The organism is Paenibacillus ihuae (genome assembly GCF_001368795.1).
Lineage (GTDB): Bacteria > Bacillota > Bacilli > Paenibacillales > Paenibacillaceae > Paenibacillus_AQ > Paenibacillus_AQ ihuae.
The window spans coordinates 168,079-187,553 of record NZ_LN831204.1 but is presented as its reverse complement, the minus strand read 5'-3'; the positions used below and the strand labels follow the sequence as shown (position 1 = coordinate 187,553).

Annotated in this window: 15 protein-coding genes; 4 read left to right on the top strand and 11 right to left on the bottom strand. The window is 41.7% G+C overall.

From position 1 onward, the window contains the following. The 7 genes from AQR02_RS28670 to AQR02_RS28640 all read right to left on the bottom strand — a co-directional run. Positions 1 to 2,945: CD3337/EF1877 family mobilome membrane protein (locus AQR02_RS28670; RefSeq protein WP_108722117.1), on the bottom strand; the 2,945-nt coding region annotated here is incomplete at its 3' end. Beyond that, positions 2,917 to 5,577, bottom strand: coding sequence for an ATP-binding protein (locus AQR02_RS28665; protein ID WP_054943726.1), 2,661 nt, complete (start codon positions 5,575 to 5,577; stop codon positions 2,917 to 2,919). The genes AQR02_RS28665 and AQR02_RS28670, both read right to left, overlap by 29 nt. A gap of 32 nt (positions 5,578 to 5,609) precedes the next feature. Next, positions 5,610 to 6,014, bottom strand: a complete 405-nt coding sequence (locus tag AQR02_RS28660; protein WP_082452136.1) for a TcpE family conjugal transfer membrane protein — start codon at positions 6,012 to 6,014, stop codon at positions 5,610 to 5,612. Positions 6,015 to 6,017: 3 nt separating this feature from the next. Next, positions 6,018 to 6,320: a hypothetical protein gene (locus tag AQR02_RS28655; RefSeq protein WP_054943724.1), complete on the bottom strand. Its 303-nt coding sequence runs from the start codon at positions 6,318 to 6,320 to the stop codon at positions 6,018 to 6,020. Between the two features lie 51 nt (positions 6,321 to 6,371). Further along, positions 6,372 to 7,370, bottom strand: a complete 999-nt coding sequence (locus AQR02_RS28650; RefSeq protein ID WP_054943723.1) for a conjugal transfer protein — start codon at positions 7,368 to 7,370, stop codon at positions 6,372 to 6,374. 139 nt (positions 7,371 to 7,509) lie between these two features. Then, positions 7,510 to 7,884, bottom strand: coding sequence for a hypothetical protein (locus tag AQR02_RS28645; RefSeq protein WP_054943722.1), 375 nt, complete (start codon positions 7,882 to 7,884; stop codon positions 7,510 to 7,512). Between the two features lie 298 nt (positions 7,885 to 8,182). Then, a complete protein-coding gene (locus tag AQR02_RS28640) occupies positions 8,183 to 9,169 on the bottom strand; it encodes a replication-relaxation family protein (protein ID WP_209444338.1) in 987 nt (328 codons plus the stop codon). A 687-nt stretch (positions 9,170 to 9,856) separates the two neighbouring features. Here AQR02_RS28640 and AQR02_RS28635 point away from each other — a divergent pair. Continuing rightward, on the top strand, positions 9,857 to 11,143 hold the full coding sequence (locus AQR02_RS28635) for a ParM/StbA family protein (protein ID WP_054943720.1): 1,287 nt from the start codon (positions 9,857 to 9,859) through the stop codon (positions 11,141 to 11,143). 35 nt (positions 11,144 to 11,178) lie between these two features. Continuing rightward, positions 11,179 to 11,724 carry a hypothetical protein gene (locus tag AQR02_RS28630; protein ID WP_054943719.1) on the top strand — a complete coding sequence of 182 codons (546 nt, stop codon included), beginning with the start codon at positions 11,179 to 11,181 and terminating at the stop codon, positions 11,722 to 11,724. A gap of 97 nt (positions 11,725 to 11,821) precedes the next feature. Here AQR02_RS28630 and AQR02_RS28625 read toward each other — a convergent pair whose 3' ends face one another. Beyond that, positions 11,822 to 13,015 carry an AlbA family DNA-binding domain-containing protein gene (locus AQR02_RS28625; protein WP_054943718.1) on the bottom strand — a complete coding sequence of 398 codons (1,194 nt, stop codon included), beginning with the start codon at positions 13,013 to 13,015 and terminating at the stop codon, positions 11,822 to 11,824. Between the two features lie 1,339 nt (positions 13,016 to 14,354). Further along, on the bottom strand, positions 14,355 to 15,017 hold the full coding sequence (locus AQR02_RS28620) for a hypothetical protein (protein ID WP_054943717.1): 663 nt from the start codon (positions 15,015 to 15,017) through the stop codon (positions 14,355 to 14,357). A gap of 437 nt (positions 15,018 to 15,454) precedes the next feature. Here AQR02_RS28620 and AQR02_RS28615 point away from each other — a divergent pair, with 437 nt between their 5' ends. After that, complete coding sequence (locus AQR02_RS28615) at positions 15,455 to 16,111, top strand: hypothetical protein (protein ID WP_054943716.1); 657 nt, start codon at positions 15,455 to 15,457, stop codon at positions 16,109 to 16,111. Positions 16,112 to 16,115: 4 nt separating this feature from the next. Further along, positions 16,116 to 17,909 (top strand): type IV secretory system conjugative DNA transfer family protein, encoded by a 1,794-nt coding sequence (locus tag AQR02_RS28610; protein WP_054943715.1) that lies wholly within the window; start codon positions 16,116 to 16,118, stop codon positions 17,907 to 17,909. 56 nt (positions 17,910 to 17,965) lie between these two features. On the opposite strand, the gene AQR02_RS28605 is transcribed toward AQR02_RS28610, so the two are convergent. Continuing rightward, positions 17,966 to 18,277 (bottom strand): hypothetical protein, encoded by a 312-nt coding sequence (locus AQR02_RS28605; RefSeq protein WP_054943714.1) that lies wholly within the window; start codon positions 18,275 to 18,277, stop codon positions 17,966 to 17,968. 237 nt (positions 18,278 to 18,514) lie between these two features. Next, positions 18,515 to 19,171, bottom strand: coding sequence for a LytTR family transcriptional regulator DNA-binding domain-containing protein (locus tag AQR02_RS28600; RefSeq protein WP_082452134.1), 657 nt, complete (start codon positions 19,169 to 19,171; stop codon positions 18,515 to 18,517). Between the last annotated feature and the right edge of the window lie 304 nt (positions 19,172 to 19,475).

Sequence of the window (19,475 nt, the reverse complement as noted above, 5' to 3'; positions counted from 1 at the left end):
TTCGGTTGACCATTCTGTGCCGAATTCTTTACAACAGCAACAGTTTCTTCGACCACTGTTTTGTTCTGGCGGTTCGGTTGACCATTTTGCGTCGAATTCTTGAAAACAGTAACGGTTTCTTCAGTCACTGTTTTGTTCTGGCGGTTCGACTGCCCAGCTGGTGTTGAATTTTTGACTACAGTAACAGTTTCTTTGTTACTTTCAGGCTCATTCACGGTTCGGTGTTGCTTTGTCTGCTGCCCAATTGGCGAATAGTTATTGCCGACAGTGGCCGATTCCTTATTACCTACTGGCTCTATTGTGGACTGACGAGTCTGCTGTGCATTTTGGGAAGTCTTGTTGATAATATTGACGGTTTCCGTGTTACCGTCCGCTTCCGTAAATTTGCGACTGCTTGCTTTCTTCATGATCTGTAATTCATTGTTCATGGCTTCAAGATCAGTTGATACTTCATGTGATACGCGCTGCTTCAGTGTTGTAAATACTTGTGTATTCGTTTCAGTATTAATTTCAAGACGGTCGCCTGGATCAAGACTTGACGAATTCGCAAGTTTTGCCTTAGCCTCGTTCATGCTTTGTTTAAGGTTGTTTGGCAGTTTCACCTTAGACATATCAATATCTGATTTGATCTCCGGATGTCCCGTTATGGTAAGAGGAAGATCTCGCTTCGTCGTCGCCGTAGGAAGAGGCGGAGTAATCTTTTGAATCGAAGCCGTGCTAATTGGTGCAGCGATGCTGACAGGGGCCACAGTTGCGGTAACACCCTCCTGCGTCGAGGCCCTAAGGAAAGCTTCGTTCGCACGGAGAAGGTCATCCCTCTTGCTGCCGAACTCTGGCATGGACTCGAATTTTGAAGAAACAGCGATTCGACCCTTACGGGTAAGCATCGTATCGTTGACCTTTTGAGTCGTGTTAAGGCCGGCCGCTTTAAAGCGATCGTCCATGCTTTTTACAAAGTCAGAGTGCTGGACCGGCTCTCCAGTCGCTGCAGCCGTGTCAACGGCCCATTTGTATTCCATCTTGTACCGATCGAACAACTCCACCATCACAAAATCATTGACCGAGGTTTCCAGTTTACGATTTTTGTTAAGCGTACCTGCGCGCTGCATTTGTCCTATAGCGGACTTAGGACGGTTAACCATGAATGTAGAGGCCTGGCGAATCGAATTCTCGTTGCTATACATTGTCGCAGCGACTTGCTGATCATTCATGCCTTCAGAAACGCCCTGAGTAAGAATCGCCTGCTTGACGTCACCGCCGTCCTTCTGGATATCACCAAGTCGTGACTTTTCCTCTTTCCATTCTTTGTCCATTCCACGGAATGGGTTTTTCGTTCCATTGCGAAGGTTTTCATTAACCTTCTGGACATAAGGTGTGTACTGAACAGGTTGTCCGGTTTCAGCAGCATACTGCTCGGCGGCTTCTCTCTCCCGTTGATATCGCAGTTGCATACTAGCTGTTGTCGCGTCGTTCAGGTTGTTGCCTGCTTTTGACAGTGAATTCGGATTGAATGTGCTAGGCACACCTTCCGGTTCTTTTCGGTTAAACATTTCGCCAATGGCTGTGCCCGCTTTGTTATACAGGGAGCGGGTTACGTTCCGTTGTACCGCATCGAGGACCGTCGATTTTGCCTTTGGCATCATTGGAATATGACCTGCAGCCTTGGAAAAGACGGATCCGATTTCTTCTCTGTATTTGAAGACCACGAAAACGACAATCGTTTCCAGAAGCATGGCAGTGAACCAACCACCGTTTGCTTGGGTAACGATATTAAAGGTCAAGTGGCCAATAACAAGTGACAGATCGAGAAAGAACATTGTAAATACAGTCATCATCACAAGACCAATCAGTTTGAGAAACTGGCCACGGACCACAGATAAGCCCGCTTCCCGCCCTGGTAAGAGAGAAGCAAGTAGCGTGATCGACATAACAGTTGCATGAATAAGCAGCTTAATCCGAATAAATATTGTGGCAATAGCCCAAAAACAGAATAAACCGAGTATGATCGCTGAAAAGATAGCGTTACAAAGTAAAATGATCATTTGCTCGTCCGAGCGAACCTTTTCTACTGCAGGGAATGTGCCCGCCGCTGCCTTCAGCGCGGTATCGCGCTCATCGGTATACGGTGTTGTTTTGAGGACATTATCGACAATATCAGGATGCTCCTCATATGCGCTGGCATCATCAAACTGCAACATGCTGTAAGGTTTCATCACGAGTTCCATCCATACCTGTTCGGAAATGGCTTTTACGCCAGTTGTGGACGATGTGCTAAGACCACCTGGTGTGGCAAGTCCTGCATACATTGAGGTAGCTAATTGATTCCCCGAATCGTTCAAAAACCGCAGGAACGTCCCGGCATTTGAAAAAAAGGCGAGTGCTACAACAAGCGCAAGGATGAATGAAAACATTGTCTGTAAGGAGTCCAGAAATTTAAGCCGAATAACTTGCCAAAGAACAAATGCCAAGGTGATTGAAGCAACGATGCCGAACATACCGCCCCACATCCCGTTTCCGATACTTCCACCTTTTATCCCCGTTACGTTTTGGATGATCTGTTCGACGCCTGTAATCAGGCTATCCATGAATGTGAATGTAAAAGCTTCCCTGGCAATAAAATTAAAGAAGCGGGTTATCTGTACGCCCCCAAGGAAGATCATAGACAGAGTGTGATCATAGATTGAATTAATGCCGTCGGTCGCCTTGGCCCCAACTTGCCAAAAATGTCGGTCTGGCATGGTCGTCTGGAAAGAGTAGTGCGATGGACTGTATTTGTTGTACAGTGTACCGGTTGATCCATCGCTCGGAATCATATCGTCCATCGATTTTGCATACGTAACACTTACTGGGATAGCAAAAGCCAAGAAGATCATTAGAACGACACCAAGAATGACAAATGCACGCTTGGATGGTCTTTTAATCCGAATCATCGGGATCTTCATCATCGGAATATATGTCCTCCTCTCCTTCTGACTCTATATTCTTTTGATACTGTGCGAAACGACCCAACACGGAGAAAGCATTATCTTCTTCAATCTCGGCCTCATCCTCAACGATACCTTGTTGCGGTGGGCGAGTATCAAAGCAGTCGAATAGATGCTGGAACACGACATCAATTCGGACAAGTCCCACACGGCCATATATGTCCTGCATAAGGCACTGACCATTATCTAAATTCTTTATCATGTCGATGTTCTCTTGGGTGATTTCAAGTCCGAAAAAGGATAGAGTTTTCTCAATCTTGGCTCTGTCAGAATCACGGAATGCGAATTTCACACCTATGTTCCCAGCGAGATCTCCGGCAACATCCGTCGCATTCTGTGTAACAAAGATCGCCCCTCCGTTCAAGCTTCGTCCCGTACGAACAACCATATCGGCAAGTGCCTTACCGGCCTGTGTACCAAGCAACGCCCATGCTTCATCCATCAGGACGAACTTGAAAATCGACAAGTCATGATAAATGAACTTATGTGCGAACCGCGCGATTGCGAACATCAAAGCTACGGACATTTTCTCATCAAGTGCGTAGTTTTCTGCAGGTTTTTCCGGGCTCGGCATTTTAAGATTTTGCACCTGCAGGATGTTGATAGGATAATCCAACTGGAGCGTATTCTCACCGCCAGTTCCAAACAGGAGCTTGGCGAAGGACAGCGTTTGAAAACTCTCTAGGATTTCGGCCAGTTGATACGCTTGCGGACGCTCATTTCCCATCTCGTAAAGGACGTCCACACAGCGGGCTAGATAAGGATTTTCCTCTTTAGACACTTGATAGACCGCACGCGATATGTAGCTATATTCCGCACTGTTTGTTTTAGTAGATGATAGGTATGCCAAGATTTCGACAGCTGCTTCCTTCGCATCCTCAATATTAGTAAGCATAACGAACGGGTCTAGCTTGCCCATGTCTTTACTATCAGAAGAAAGAGTGGCGACTTGGATTTGACCCTCAAGTTCCGGAAGTGCATCTGGCCAATGGGTACGCTCGCCCTTCGGGTCAAAGATTAACGACTTACCCCCAAGTACCGCTCCGTTATGATAGGCGAGTAAATTGGCTGTTACCGACTTACCGCCGCCGAGCGTACCTGTTACCGTCATGGATGGGCTTCGGTTAATCTGGCTAGCATGACCAGGGTCGAAATATACGGGATGGTCGAGAAGTCCGGTTGTGCCGATATATAACCCTTTGCCATCACCCAGCTCCTGAGTAGCCCCAACCATTCCCGCGGCAAGCGTTTCGGGTGGGATCCGCTGAATATAATCGGATACATACCTTGGGGAACCAGGAATGAAGTCGTTGAATAGTAGCCACTGGTCGCCAGCAGGCAGCTCGATATGGATGTTACCGAAATCCCGGTAATGGTCCTGAATGATCCGAATATTGCTTCTCAGCATGTTTAGGTCGGTATGATAAAGACCAAACGTAATATGTGTGATGAAGGTTGGATTTTTTCGCTTCTTGTATTCGTCCTCAAGATATAAGGCCCGCTCCTGTTTCTCCATCAAGTCGAGCGGAACCTGTGCATTTGCCTCGTGAATGTTCTTGACCTGATTCTCGATGTCCATTTTCTTTTTACTGAGCTTTTTTAAGGCGTCACGCGCCTCCAATACTTCGACTTTAATACTCATTTCAACTGGAAAAGGAAGTGTTGCTGCACTGTATAGCCATTCACTACCAGGCATCTCCATGGTCTCGGGTAATTCGGAGAGAGACAGATAGGCATGATAGACCTGTTTGTCTTCACCGTTATGCGGCTGGGTAATTTTTAAGCGGCGCGGGTTGGAAGCATCAATTTCTCCTTCCGTAAGCGTGAGCACCTGGCGCGAATCATATAGGAATGTACTGAGGCCACCTCGCTCCCCTTTTGCCTTTTTAGGGCTCCAACCGTCTTCATCGACTGAACGTAGGGATGGATCTGTGATACCCCACCAGAAATTTCGCTTAATGAGCCATTCGATGTTTTCATGCGATGCCCGCTTCACTTTCATCTTGCGAGAAAGACGATCAAAGATTTGACGTTCCTTAACAACATAGGCATGGAATTCATGCTCGAAAATTTCCGGCTCGTTCAAACCGGAGAGGTTTTCTATAAACCGTTTGGGGTGCAAGACGAGCTTTTTGAGCTCTAGCGCTATACCTTCAATCTGTTCAACAAGGTCTTTGGCATCGTTCTTTGGCAGATATACAGCGATATACGCCCGAAAATCGGCATTATTAGAGCCATCCACGGAGTTGTAATTGGTATTCAGGTAGTCATCCATCGTATTTATGAACTTCTTTCCCCATTTTTTCATGGGGCCATTGAGACGTTCCTTTAGTCGCTCATGATGTTCGCTAATATCATGCGTGCGCGGGAGCCACAATATATGAAACTGCTCCGTCAGTAATGCCAAAAACGATGTTTGCGTGATGAGCCGGTCAATCTTCTGTTGATCGCTCAAATGGTCATATACATAAGAATCAATCTCGTAAACTGCCCATACAGATTTGTCATGGTTGAAGATCAGGTTCTGCTCAAAATACGCAACAGGAAACTCGACATTGATTTTATTTACCTTCTTTTTTGCTGCTACTGCCAATGATGTTACCTCCTTGTAAAAAGAGGGGCGCGCTATGCACGCTCCCTCCGAGTGCGGTATATGACTTTGGTGCCGTAAGAATAATGTTTCGTGTGCTCAAATTTCCGATAACGATGAAAACGCTTAGGACGCATCCAGAACTGTATCATTCCTAAAAGCCATTTGTGAGGGGCCTTTCCATCCAGCTTTTGCTTGGCAATAAGCCAGGTAGCACCGATGGGTAACAGGAATACGCTATACATCTTTGGAAGAAAGAATAATATTGTGTTTCCAAGAATCCAGAAAAGGAACTCACAAACTACGAAGATCCCAATGACACGCAGATTTGCTGGGATCGGCAGCTTTTTTCCTTCTAATGCGTAAACCACCCAATCAAGGCTCCATATTTTCGTGTAATTCGAAACATTAATGCGGGGTGACTCGTGTTTATCACTCATAACTTAGGCAATAAAAGAATTATAAATTTTCGAACCGATTGCTTGAACCCAAGTCCAGTTCGTGAAGATTGCGATAATAACTGCGATAGCCACGAAACTGATCATTTTCATCCAGTCGCGGGTAAAAAGGAAATAGGCACCAATGGCAAGCAGTACGGCCGGGATCAAAGCGTTGATGTTAGACGTTAAGCTTTTTCCGACCTTTTCTCCTACACCGCTTGCGAATATTGGAGAAGCGATTGTGAACAGTGAGATGGAAAGCAACATTATTTTGGAAGAAAGATTAAGACGTTTCGATTTTTTCATTAGGGGTAAAGCTCCCTTCAAATATTAGTATGTTAGTTAATTAATATACAACTAGTCGGTTGAAGTCGTTATTGGTGGACTGCTCTCGCTAGGTGTTTCACTAGCCGGAGAGAGTGATTCAGGTACAGCTGGCACTTCAGACGCCTCCGAAAGCTGTATTCCATTGGACAGTACATACAGACGGCCATCTTTTTGCGTAACTTGGAGTTTCCATGTATTTGTGAAAGGTTCACCAAGGTCGCTCTCCACGATGACATTTGCCTCAATTCGATAAGTGTCTGCCTGACCGGCCTGTGCAGGGTTTTTGTAGACGGCTACTTTATCGATTGCCTCGTAAGTGTAATCCGATTTAGGAATCGTGTTAGGCGATTTAACGGTTTCTGCATAAAAATATCTCAACTGACTGGCATTACCTTCATACCATGAGCGTAGGAAGCTATCAGCTAGTGCATTGCTTTTCTGCAGTAAATCCTCATCCCCTACAGTTGTGCCGTTGGTGGAAGAATCCACCGTATCCCCTTTCTGCTGGTTAGAGACAAATCGCGGATATTCTTGAATTACCGGGCCCTCTGCAGCAAGTGTCACTGGAACGATCATGTATGTTTTCTTCTTTACAACTGGGGGCGTTGTCGCCTTAGCTTGTGCTGCTTCTAACTGATCCGGGAGTGGCTGCACATCCCGCCACACGACTACAGTAACGTCAATATGATCCGGATCGAGTAAGTTGGTAGAATAGATTTCGGCGGAGGTCACTTTACTCGAACCTTTAACGTCAAGACTCTTCAATCCCATTTCAGTATCAACGCCCTTAACGAAATTGGAAAGACGCGTGCTGCGTTCTGCCACATAATTTGCGTCCCAGGTAAAATACTCTGTAGCAAAGTCAACAGCGAATCCCTTTATAGAATCCGTTATGACCGGAGCATCGTTACCGTTGATGATCGTCTGATTAATGGTCCGGTTCCCTTGAGCGAACGAGATTGCACCTTTGATAAATAGCAGACTCATAAATACCCAAAATATGGACCTTATGATTTTCTTCCCAGCCATGTTTTTTGGTGCCCTCGGCTTTATAGATTTGTCCGACTTTTTCTTCGGTTCTGCTTTGGGCTTCTCCGTCTTATCTACCTGAGGGACATCCTCTGTGTTGTTATTTTTTTTTTGAAAAACCCCAACCCTTTCTCACCTCCTAATCTGATTTTCGTTTCTTCCCTCCACCTGTCGCTAATATCCCAAATACAAAGATCATCACACCAATGAGGATAACTGCATGTTTAGCGTCAAAGCCCATAACCCAATTCCAGCTGCCTATCACCCGGCCCCATAATGCGGGCGCTTCCGTAACAACTGCATCAGAGGCGTCGTCTATAATACCGGCTACCTTCTTGTGGGAATCACTCATTTCCTTTGGGGTATAATCACCTTCGGGAGCGGCCGTTGCTACCTGTTTTTGGGGGACAGGTGCCACTTCTTTCTCACCGGGACTTCGGATCATAAGGACTGACAGTATAAGAGCTATTAGGATGCCAATACTTGCAAAAACGATTTTTTTATTTTTGCTCAATCACTCACCTCCTCTCATATTCTATTGAACCATAATAGCTAATTAACATAATAACATATCAATATACTAATTAATATACGAGTATTGGCAGAAAATGCACATGTTCTTTCTTGGTCTTTGAGGCGATCAATTGTTTATGACAAGTTACAAGTGAGAAGGTCGATTATCGATTAGTTTATCCTTTATCTTCAGCTGTATAGATTTTGTCTGAGTCATGAAGAGAACTTCTTCCTTCGTGAGTTTTACAAAACCATAAGCCTGCTTCTGCTCCGGTGTCATACCTTCGTAGTATAGGATATTAACCAATCCCTTCTGTTGTACTCTTTGCCAATTCAAATCGAAGATCCAATATATCTTGAATTGTTCGACCTACTAACACCTGTGTATTGTGGTTTTTACTGAATACTTTGGAAGCAGCAGTCCTTATGTTCTCCAACCTTGTCTCGTAAATTGCATCCGGCAAGATAAAGGCGATAATCCCGTTCCTTTGAATTTCATTGGCATCGGAATGATGCAGCACCGCTCGATATCTTTCCAACTTATTCTGAATGGAAACCTGTAGCGCCGTTTCCCCTCTGGTAAATGGAGAACGTTGGATTGGTTCCGTTGATCGATCGAGTTCGATATAGTACACCTGATCCATCATCCGTAGTATAGCGTCAGGACGGACTTCACTAGTTTCCTTATGGCCGTAAATTGTTAGTGAGGGATACCAATCCCATTCCACAAATTGTCTTGCGCCTGCAACAAGCATAAGTTTGTACTTAATGTCCATATAGACTTTGGCAAGTTCCCAAAAATGATCCTTCTTGGCCCTCTCCATATCCAATTCTAGCTTAGATAATTTATTTTCCTCCAGAACGTTAATTCTAACTTCTACAAGGCGAAGGCCCCTGTGCGATAAAAAATACCATGGTTCAACTTTAAAACCATTCTTTCTATCCTCCGGTCTTTTCCGTACCTCATCCGGATTAGTAGATGACTTTTCCAATAATCCACCCTGGAATAAATCTCGCATTCTACGCTCACCACGAAGAGCACATCTCTTGATCGTCTTTTCCGTAAGTTCAATTTTCTTATTAGAATCAGCAGTAAGCCATTCCTTCTTAAATTCAATTTCTGGATCATTGGAAAAATAATGTTCAACTGCAGCAGATAAAGGCATACACCGACAGAAATATAGATCAATTAGAACACGCCAATCATCTGCACTTAACCGATCTACCACTTCACCAAAAGATAAGGGTTCTTTCCTCTCCCTCTTCTCCTTCGGTTTTGTTTTCATTCTGATAGCCCCATTCACGGATGCATCAGCTCTCTGTTCCTGTCTCCTATCACTCATCCGAACCAACCTCCTTCCATACGCAATCATTTTAATTTGTACGATTTTCAATTTCCCCGACTTAGGGTGTTAGTCGCGAATTCGATTTGGCCAAAACACCAAGAGTAGCAAGGTGTTTCAGTCGGAAATAGGGGGAAATGCGATACAATAAACCAATGAATATAACGCTTAATAAAACAACTACATAAATACATATAAACGGACACACCATAAATTGATGAAAAGACGATTAAAAGAACGTCGATTCGCTGAATAAACGGACTCAGCGGAAGATAAAAAAAATACCCCTCCATCCCACTTCAATGTAAGCCTTCATCCGGTAACACGATCATCTTAATACAGAATATCCCTAATGAGCAACGGTGTAAGAAAGGAATTATGGAATTATGACCGTGACATAAGTTAACCCTTTCTAAAAGATCAGATAATGGGTAGGGGGACTAAATAGGTACTTGTAAAGGTAAATATCATGTCAAAAAAGAATATCTCTGATAAAACAATCCATTATAATGGGATTATAATGTTATTTAAATCTAATCATACAAACATATTAATTTGATTTGACTTGTATAAAAAATGAACATACAATCATTGTAGAATAAATGAATAATTTTCTAGGGAGGAACAAACATGAAACTGCATTACTTTGTAGGTAATGATATTGGAAATAGTGAGCAAGACATTTACGTTAATGGGAAACTTATTCGACAACCGAACGTCTTTGCAATGGCCGGAAAAAACCCTTGGAATGATGACGACCAGGATGTACAAAAGAACCTGAATAACATTTATGATAATATCGCAGTATCTATTGTCTCCCCTGCAGTCCGCACTGGTCTCTATCTTGTTGGTAATCACGCCTTAAAGAAAGTCGGCGAGAGCGTAACGAGCCTATATGTAAAGGGGAACAATGCAAAATCGGATCAGGAAGTTCCTTACATAACCACATTAGCAGCAATCGCTAGTCGAGCTGTCGAGGAAGCCAATGGAAATGGCGATGACGCTGATTCAATTGAAGTAATCGTTGATATGACTACTTCTTTGCCTGTGAAGCAACATACACCTTCGAATGTTGAAACGATGAAAAAGAAATTCTTGAGTGGTTCTCACATGGTGACCGTTCACCTGGGATTGACTAAAAAGGTTGATGTAAAGATTAAGTTTTTATATGTTCATATCTTGCAGGAAGGTACTCCACCTGTTTTTGCTCTCCAAATGGACAAGGACGGAAATTGGAGAACCGGCAATTATGAAGGCGACAATGAAGATAAAAGCGACTTATTTTCTTTATTTGCTGAGACGTATGAACTTAAAGGGGAAGTTGATGGCAGCCTTCTCGACGGAATGAACATCCTACACCTTGATTTGGGTGACGGTACTTCAGATACTCCATTTACCCGCGGGGATGCAGTAGACAAAGATTTCTGTGATGGTGTCAATCACGGTGTTGGACATGCAATAGGTGATGCGGTTAATGATTTACTGGATCTCGCACCTTACGCATTTAACTCGGTTTCCAGGCAGCAATACAGTGACATTCTAAAAAGTCAATTTTCTAACCGACCACATAAGTTCATTAGTGAAGCATTACAGGCATTCCAGCCACATATCGAGAACCAAGTTAATCAAATTATCAAACACATTAGCGATCAGATTTTAAGAATTGGCGCAAACGAGATTGATGTTCTGGCTGTCTATGGCGGTGGAAGCATACTTATGCGTGAATATCTCTACCCAAAACTTAAAGAACTCGCAGATCGTTCCAGATTCAAACTTCTATATGTGCCGGCTAATTATGCAGTAACTCTAAACGCAGAAGGATTGGACTACTTTGTACGTAGCGAGATTTATCAGAGTTTAAAAGCAGCAAGCATTCCAGTCTCTAAAAAGGAAATTGCCGCGACAAAAGAAAAATGATATTAGCAAATTCAATGAATTAGGGGGTGAACACCATGAAGAGAACTGCTGCCATACCAGGAAAGCCCATAGTCATAAAATTACGTGAGGACGAAGAGGCACTTGTTATGGAATGGCTCAACATGCAGACTTTATATAGCGACTCCATCCGATATCTCATCCAAAAAGAAATTGCGGAAAATGGACTGAAGAATCTGCAACTTTATGTCCCTCAATTCCGAACGATAGAAAGCTTAAAAACGCAGATGGCTCAAGCGGTAGGTACATCTACAAATGTTCAGAATGTGCAGCCCCCACCTGATCAGTCAAGTGAGACTGCACCCCCTACTCGAAACAATCCGAGTTTGGAACAGGAAATCAAAGTGTCTTCACTAGTAAGTCAGCATATGGGGAGTACTCTGGATCAAGAGGATTCTAATAATGATGAAAACATAGAGAGTGCAACCCCTCCTCACTCGGATTCGCCCCGCAGTTCGAATGGAACGAATCAAGAAAGTATTAGTCCTGGCACTGAAGGATCACATAAACGAAAGGCGAAAAAACAATTTGGTTCGGATGTGACCAATTCCTTCGCAAACTAAAGTAGACGCTTCCCATTAAATTGTGGGAAGCGTCTTTCATTTTTCATTTAACAATCCGATTTAATGAGTTCATCTATTGGGAAATCTATGACGAGGGTTATCTTAAGTATTCATAAGTGTAATTGCCTGCGCTGTCATAGACATTGCATGATTCTAGTCCACATGCTTGGTAGAGTATATCAAATGTGGACTGCATGAGTGCAGGCAAATTTGCAGTATTCTCATCGATAATGACTCCTGGGAAGAGGATTATATCCTCGCCTTGCGCAAATGGTTGTTTTCCAATATGCCGTACCCTTACAAGGGCTTTGCCCATATGGATGACGCTCAAGAACACCACGAATGGGACGGTGATGTTTTGACTTTTGGCAAACTCCATGTAATGGTGTAGATGCCTGAGGGCTGTATTGGTGATTAGGGGCAAATCGACTTCCCAAGACCCGTTATCGTCTTTTTCGTAACAAATTACCTCACAGGATTCCATGCCACCGTTTCGGTATATCTGATAATAGTATTCCTCTGCTGATGTTGAATGCTTTTTGAGTCCGTCCAGATTAAAGGTTACGGTGTCTCGGCCTGTTATTTGTGGGAATAGCTCCATCATTTCCTGTCTCTTCCCCTTGAGATCTATGTTTTCCCTGTCCCCGAGCGGTATTACATGCAACAAAACGGTTCCATCATAGGTTGGACTAGGGTTTGCTATATGTTTTGCCTTAATTCGAACTTCTCTAAATTGCTCTGCGCTTTCTTTCCATCCGTGTGTTCTTAACATGGCCTCTCGAATCTCCCTTACATCCATTTGATACTTTCCGGTGTTGGTTCGTTTAAAAAACTTGGAGTCGTTTTTGAATATGATCATATGCGGGGCCTGCAGACTACGCGGCACGTCTATAATGAATACCAGCCGATCCGGATCGTAATGGATGGCCGCGTATTCGATTCCGGATAATCTTGGGACTAAGTTGTCCCGGATTACGCTATCCAAAAATTGTTTCAGTTGTTCGACGTTTACGGGATCTCCGTTTCGGGGATCTTTAATGCCGGTTACTTCTTCCGAATAGCCTGCATTTTTCCCGTCTTCTTGGGCTTCTTTTATTCCGAAGATAAGCAACCCACCGTTAGTGTTTGCCATGGCCGATAAGTCGGCCAGAAACTCCTTTTTCCCTGCATCGCTTGGATCTGGTCCTTCTTCTTTGTATTCCAGTGTGATCGATTCAGGTACTTTGTTGCTTATAAGCTGGCCAATGTCTTCTGCGGTTAGATCTGCAATGCGCTTGCCATTTAATCTCATGGGTAGTTGCCCCCTTTGAATTGGTTTCATAAAGAATATCCATTCCACTTTCCTCTGTTTTTATTACGTTTGGCTCGTCCTGGCTGTTTCAACTATTTTCCATAATTCTTGAGCTTTCTTTCGAGAACGACACCTCTATATGCAGACCCTGGCATTACGATCGCCGGCGCGTTAAAACGGGCTATAACGGCAACGATAAAGGATGTTCGCCCTTTAAAATTGCATTAACTCATGAACTTCGTAGCAAAAGGCAACTTCTGATCAAACCATAAAGCGATCCACTCATTTTCGCTCGAAGGGATGGAATTGATGTTTTCCGTACAATGTTGATTCTATTGATTTATATTTCAGTCTACACAGGGTCGAGCGTGGCGGCGTGTCTTCCGGCCAACATCCAGGAGCTGCAGGAAACCGCGCGACTAAGAACATTCAGAAATACCTTCGCTAGATGGCCTACCTTAAACACCCAGCATTGGCTGCGGCCCGGGCCGTTGCTTCAGAACCGGAAGAGCTCGGTCATACCGCATCTTCGGCGTCGCGCCTCCGAAGGAGTCATCCAGCAGATACAGGAACCTGAATTGCAGAACAGCCAACCTAGTCACGTTAGCTCAATACACTATTTTCAGCCCAAAACTTTATTTTCTCGGTATGAAATTTTTCTTTTGACACAGGCTGCCGTCCGTACGCTATGTTACCGCAGTCGCTAAACCTAAAAGAATCATGAAATGTGAGCAGTCGTTGTTTTATCCGGTCGTGGTGGCCTTGGAGCTAGACCCGCTTTTGGTTAATCCAAAACCATCATAAAATATGTGAGCAACTGTTGTTTGATCAAGCTCACGATCCTGAAGCGCTGCTGTCGTTATCGCTAACTCGTAAGCACCATGATACCGTGCTTGATTCGTTGTAACGATCCAAACTACCAGTACATTTATATGAATTCTTATGATAGATTTACATTATTTTCAGTTGAGGAGTGAAGATTTGAGAAATCAAGGTTGGGGATTTATACTTATATTTATAGACTGACTTCACAATATAAAACAGCGACTGAAATGGACGAAAATAATGTCCAAGACGGCCGCTGTTTTTATTATGTTATTCCTTTTTGTTAGATAAATTCTTACTTTGTATTTGAATAATATTAATATCAAATACAAAATGATGTATAATCAAATATTAAATGAGTTTATATAAAATTTGTATTCCGTTTTAATTATGTTTATATATGATTAATATTCTATTATAATTGTATACGAATGAGTTTGATGTTATTGCTGAAATTTACCATAGCTATATACACTAAATATCTTTTGAAAAATAATGGACGCCAAAAGGCGTCCTATTGTATTCCATATTCTTCTTTTAAGGCCCTCTCGATATGTTCTTGAACATACCTTCTAATAAACGCATCTCTTTTACCCCAGTCCTCATCTTTCCGGAATAATCCTACTTTCCTTACTCGCTCTGAATCAGGCAATTCAGCCCACGCCTGGATAGCCTGGTCTTCGAGTTTTCGTTCGACTCGCATGCGGCCCAACATTTCATTTATACGCTCTGTTTTTTGTTCTTCAGGAGATTTTTGAGGTGGTTGCAACTGGCGTTGTTCCTCAAACAGTTCTTTGGTAACTCGTTTAACCTCTTCCATAATTTCAGATTTTGCAATTTGAAAATTATCCTCGAATTTAGACTCCATCATTCGTTTGATCGATTCAATATCTATAAGGGTATCGCCTGTAGACCAATCTGGAGGGAACGGTCGCAATTCATAGATACTAGGCAACTGTTCAAAGATTATTCGAAGACTGAATTCCTTATCTCTGCACTCTTTAATATACTTTCCGATCTCCAAGTCGAATTCATTATATACTTTTTCACCCATGATTCGGTTGACATAATGAATATTTTTGTTTTCTAACGCCTTGAACCACTGGTCTACAGTGTTATAGTGTTTGTCTATTAATTTTGAAAACTCAGTAATCTTCCAAGCCTTCTCTAATTCCATATCATACCTCCTTCATCTGTGATGCATAAGTGATATGTAGATCACAAGTGTTGCTGTTATATTATTCTATCATAAATACTTCATAATAAGTCGTCTTATATGTATGATTGACTAGTAAAAATGTGTTTTTGTATTAAAAAAAACCTCAAAATCAATGAATCACATATGATATGTAGATCACTTATAGATAATCACAAATGAATAAGTGATGAACATGCGGTGACCCATATATGATTCATAAGAGAATAGTGCGTTAATGGTCTGATTAACATGTGAATCATATGCCACATACAATTCATCACTAGTGATGAATTGTACTATAATACAGATGACAAAGAGTTACCCGTATACAAATTCGGATGACTAAATGAAGAAATTATAATAGTATATTAGATAATATATTAATTAACATACTATTTAAAAGGAGTGAAAATAATTTGAAGTTCCTTGGCATGGTTATAGGCGGGATATTTGCAGCCATTGGACACACAATGGCGTTTATAATCAAAACTGCATTCATTGCTGTCCGAAGATTTACTATGGATCCCGCAAACAAAAACTCTATCTGGAATATTCAAGCTTTATCGATCCTTACAATGTTAATACTATGCTTCTTATGGTTAGTAGGGAAATTCCAAGACATTGTGTACGGTGTTGGGGAGCCGGTGTTTTACCGAGCGATCCCACTTTTACTATCTTGTTTGTTAGGGCATTTGATATACTCATGTCCATTGTTATTCAAAAGTGTTTATGCAAAGCCCATCATCCAAACCTTTCTTAATGTAGTAAGTATTATGGCCGTCGGCCAAATTATCATGAGGTTTGTACCAGATATGCTAGGACTACTGATTTCAGGTGTCATGTTTATCGGGGGCATTGCCCTAACACTTTATTACACACTCCACCTGAATATACGATCGACTATATTCAATAAACTCTCCACTATCGTTGAAGTGTCGGAGATGGCTTCAAAAGGGAAACCGGGAGAGAAGAAGGGGGACTCAAATAAAAAAGGCATTTCAAATATGGATCTGATGGAAATGGATAGATTAGATCTGAATCAAATAGATCTGAATAAAAAAGGACTGCCTTGAACATTTGCGATATTACTCAGAGGATTGTAAACTTGAGCTTTTTACTACAGTTCCTACAAAGGATCGTCAAAGTGAACTGAAAGTATTAAAAAGAGGTGATCGTGCGCAGCATGGTCAAATTATTGGTGGTACGGGAGCTGGTAAAACTCTGTTGGCTACTAATCTAATCACTCAGGATTTGCTCAATGATTTTATTGGCTCAACCATCATAGAACCGAAAGGTTCCCTGATAAACAGGTTGTCTAATTTTATGGACCGGACAGGAAGAACTTATCGCCGGTTAGATCCTGAATACGAATTTACTGACTGCCTCAATCCATTTTTTGTTCCTGAAGGAAAAGATATCGAGCCAATGACTGAAGCGAACGTTTCAGCTTTTCATGGTTATCTTGGGCCAGATTCAGAGCAATATTTTAAAAGTCGATCTACACAGCTATTACGGGTTGGCATTAAAGCGCTTAAAATGGTCATGGGTAACGATTGTACTTACAATGATTTAAACCGATTAATTCAACCAATTAATGATGATTTCCGAGCAGAAATAATGTCAGAATTGATTGGAAGGGAATCGGAGGTTCCGCTTCTCCTTGAATATACGCGCAACATGGCAAGTGGGGGGAAATTACAAGAGCACGCAATGCAGACTTATTCGAACCTCTATGACTATTTAAGTGAGTTGACATCAAATAAATACATTCAACGTATTTTTTGTGGTCCATCAACATTTAACATTGACGATTCACTTAGCAACGGTGAAGTGGTCCTCGTTAACGGGGCATATGGTACACTCCAGACTTTAACCTACACAGTTGGCCGCCTATATTTAAATCTCTTACGAGCCAGTACATTTCGACGGAATCTGAAAGAGAAGGTACGCCCTCATCAATTAACCGTCGATGAAGTAGAGATGTTTGCGGATGAAGAATTTTCAACATTTCTGGAAATGGCACGCGAATTTGAAGTATATGTTAATGTAATACATCAGGGAAATGTTCAAATGGAGGACGTGAGCGAACGTCTTGCAGGCATGGTAAAACAGAATGCTGTACAAAAATTTATTCTGGCCGGCCTAGATAACGACGATGCCGAATATTATGCGGACATGATTGGTGAAGAATATCAAATTGGCCAAAGTAGTGGAACGGATGAGATGTCAACCACTGGGTTTAAGACGCAGTTGAAAGAAGAAAAACGATATCGAATCTTACCCAGCCAAATAACTCGACTGAAGGGGTATAACCCTGAAACCGGTGAACCTGGAGAATGTCTGTTTAGAGGGGTTCAGAACAATGTAAGGATGGATCCTGTAATCGGACTCGTCTATCCCTTGCCACGTAAGCTATTTGCGCCTATTGAAGTAATAATTGAGAATGATACCCTCCAGGACAACAAAGATGAAGTAGGGCAGGAAGAATGTCCTGTGTCTATTGTTAAAGAGAATTCGATGGATACTCCATTGCAATCGAGTGTAGATGGAGTAGGACAGGAACAAGTGAAGAAGTTAGAAAAAATAAAACAGAAAGCCATGGAAGCAAAAAAGCAAAAGAATACAGCTGCAGAAAAGGAAGATGGAAGTATAGATAACGTTATTCGCAATTCCGTATGGGATACCGGGGGAGAGGAAGGAGAGAAAGTTGAGACTATAAATAGTAAAACAGTTGAGTCAGAGATTATACCAGTGCAAGAAAAACAAGAGCCACAACAAGCATCGATCAATACGAAACTAAATGAATTAGAGAAGAAGCTAACTCTTATTGGACGAGCTGGAAGGATCAACAGTGATTCTGAAGGAGGTTAAATATAGAGCAAAAAAGGCAAGCGATTTTCTCGTTTGCCTTTTTTATATAGAGATCATTATTCTTCTTCTTCAGTAACATCAAGAAACAAAGGATTAAACATCTCAAACGCCTTTTGTCCAAGAGGAGTAAGTCGGTACAACTTTTGTCTTCCAGAGCTATTAAACTGAGCGAATCCCAAAGCTTCTATCCAGCAAACTGCAAAATTGAGTTCGCCGCGTCGGACACCGCTTTTAAGAGATAAATCTTCTTTGTTCCAATCTTTTTTTGAAAGTGCCAGCATAATTAGCTTTGGACCGTTAGGTAGGTTTTTGATCATTTGTTCTAGATAATCTTTTAGAGTTCCTTCAATTTCAAAATCATTTGTCATTGCTAATACGCTCCTTATCGTTAACTATTCAATTAATTAATATATTAGCACATATGATAGTTTAATAACATACAAGCAATATTTAACAGCAGATTATACAACAAATGGTGATATGAATGCAAATATGTATACAATAAGTATAACCTAAAATTTACTACAATAACCAAGTTAAAGTTACCCTCTTGTCTATATATTGAAACACACTCTGCATAAATAAAGGTTGAAAGTTTTAATGTATCAATGCAGTATGTTACGAATTACCAAGTAGAGATCGCACGAGGTTTTCATTTCGATTTCCATGCTTGTGTTGGTATTCTTTGCTACTGCACGTTTAAAAACATTGCGGTATTTATAGGAGTTAATAAAAGAAATGTCTATAAATTTACCCTTCATTCCCTGGTCAAAATGGATTTGTCCCTTATGTTCGTCATAAGCTTTAATTTGGTTAAGGTTAGCATATATACCACTTTTAACACGGAAGAATTTTTTTCTCTCCAACTTCTCTTCAAGGATCATGTAATCGTGCAAAGTCTTCACTTCTGAGAATACGTTGTCTGCTGAATGATATCTTACACAGTTATCTCCGTCTACCTGAATAAATAAAACACTATTTAGATCAATTTCGATTAGTTCGAAAGGACTATCGTTGGTTTCCGGTAAATCAAAATGACCACAAATTATCATTAATTGGTTATAGTCAGCTTGATAGGCATCTGCAAACTTACGTAGGGTTTGGGGCATAGGAATAATTTGAGCTCCTGATTTACGATTGACGCCGAGTTCAACATCACGAATGTAGCCATGGGATAACCCGCTTCGTCTTGCTGCTTCTCGTAAACTATAATTGCAAGATAAGCGCAATGCATTGAGATATGAACCTATTTGATCATTCATCTGAATAATTCCCTTCTGCAAAATGGTATAGGAGAGTATAGGCCAGATAGCCTAAACTTTAGGGGGTTAGGAGTCCTGCATTTTCATTGTTGTGTATAGAACTTCTGTAAATATATCATGATTAATCGTTTATGGGAAAAAAATCCTTTAATTAAGATTTTAAGCAAAAATTAAGTTAGTTTACAGAAAATAAATACAATAAATGACACGTCGAATTATGTCGATTATAAGTATTAATTGTCGATTGTTGACACCATGGGTTATTTCTGGAAAAAAATTATTGACCAAATATTAGGGTGTATAG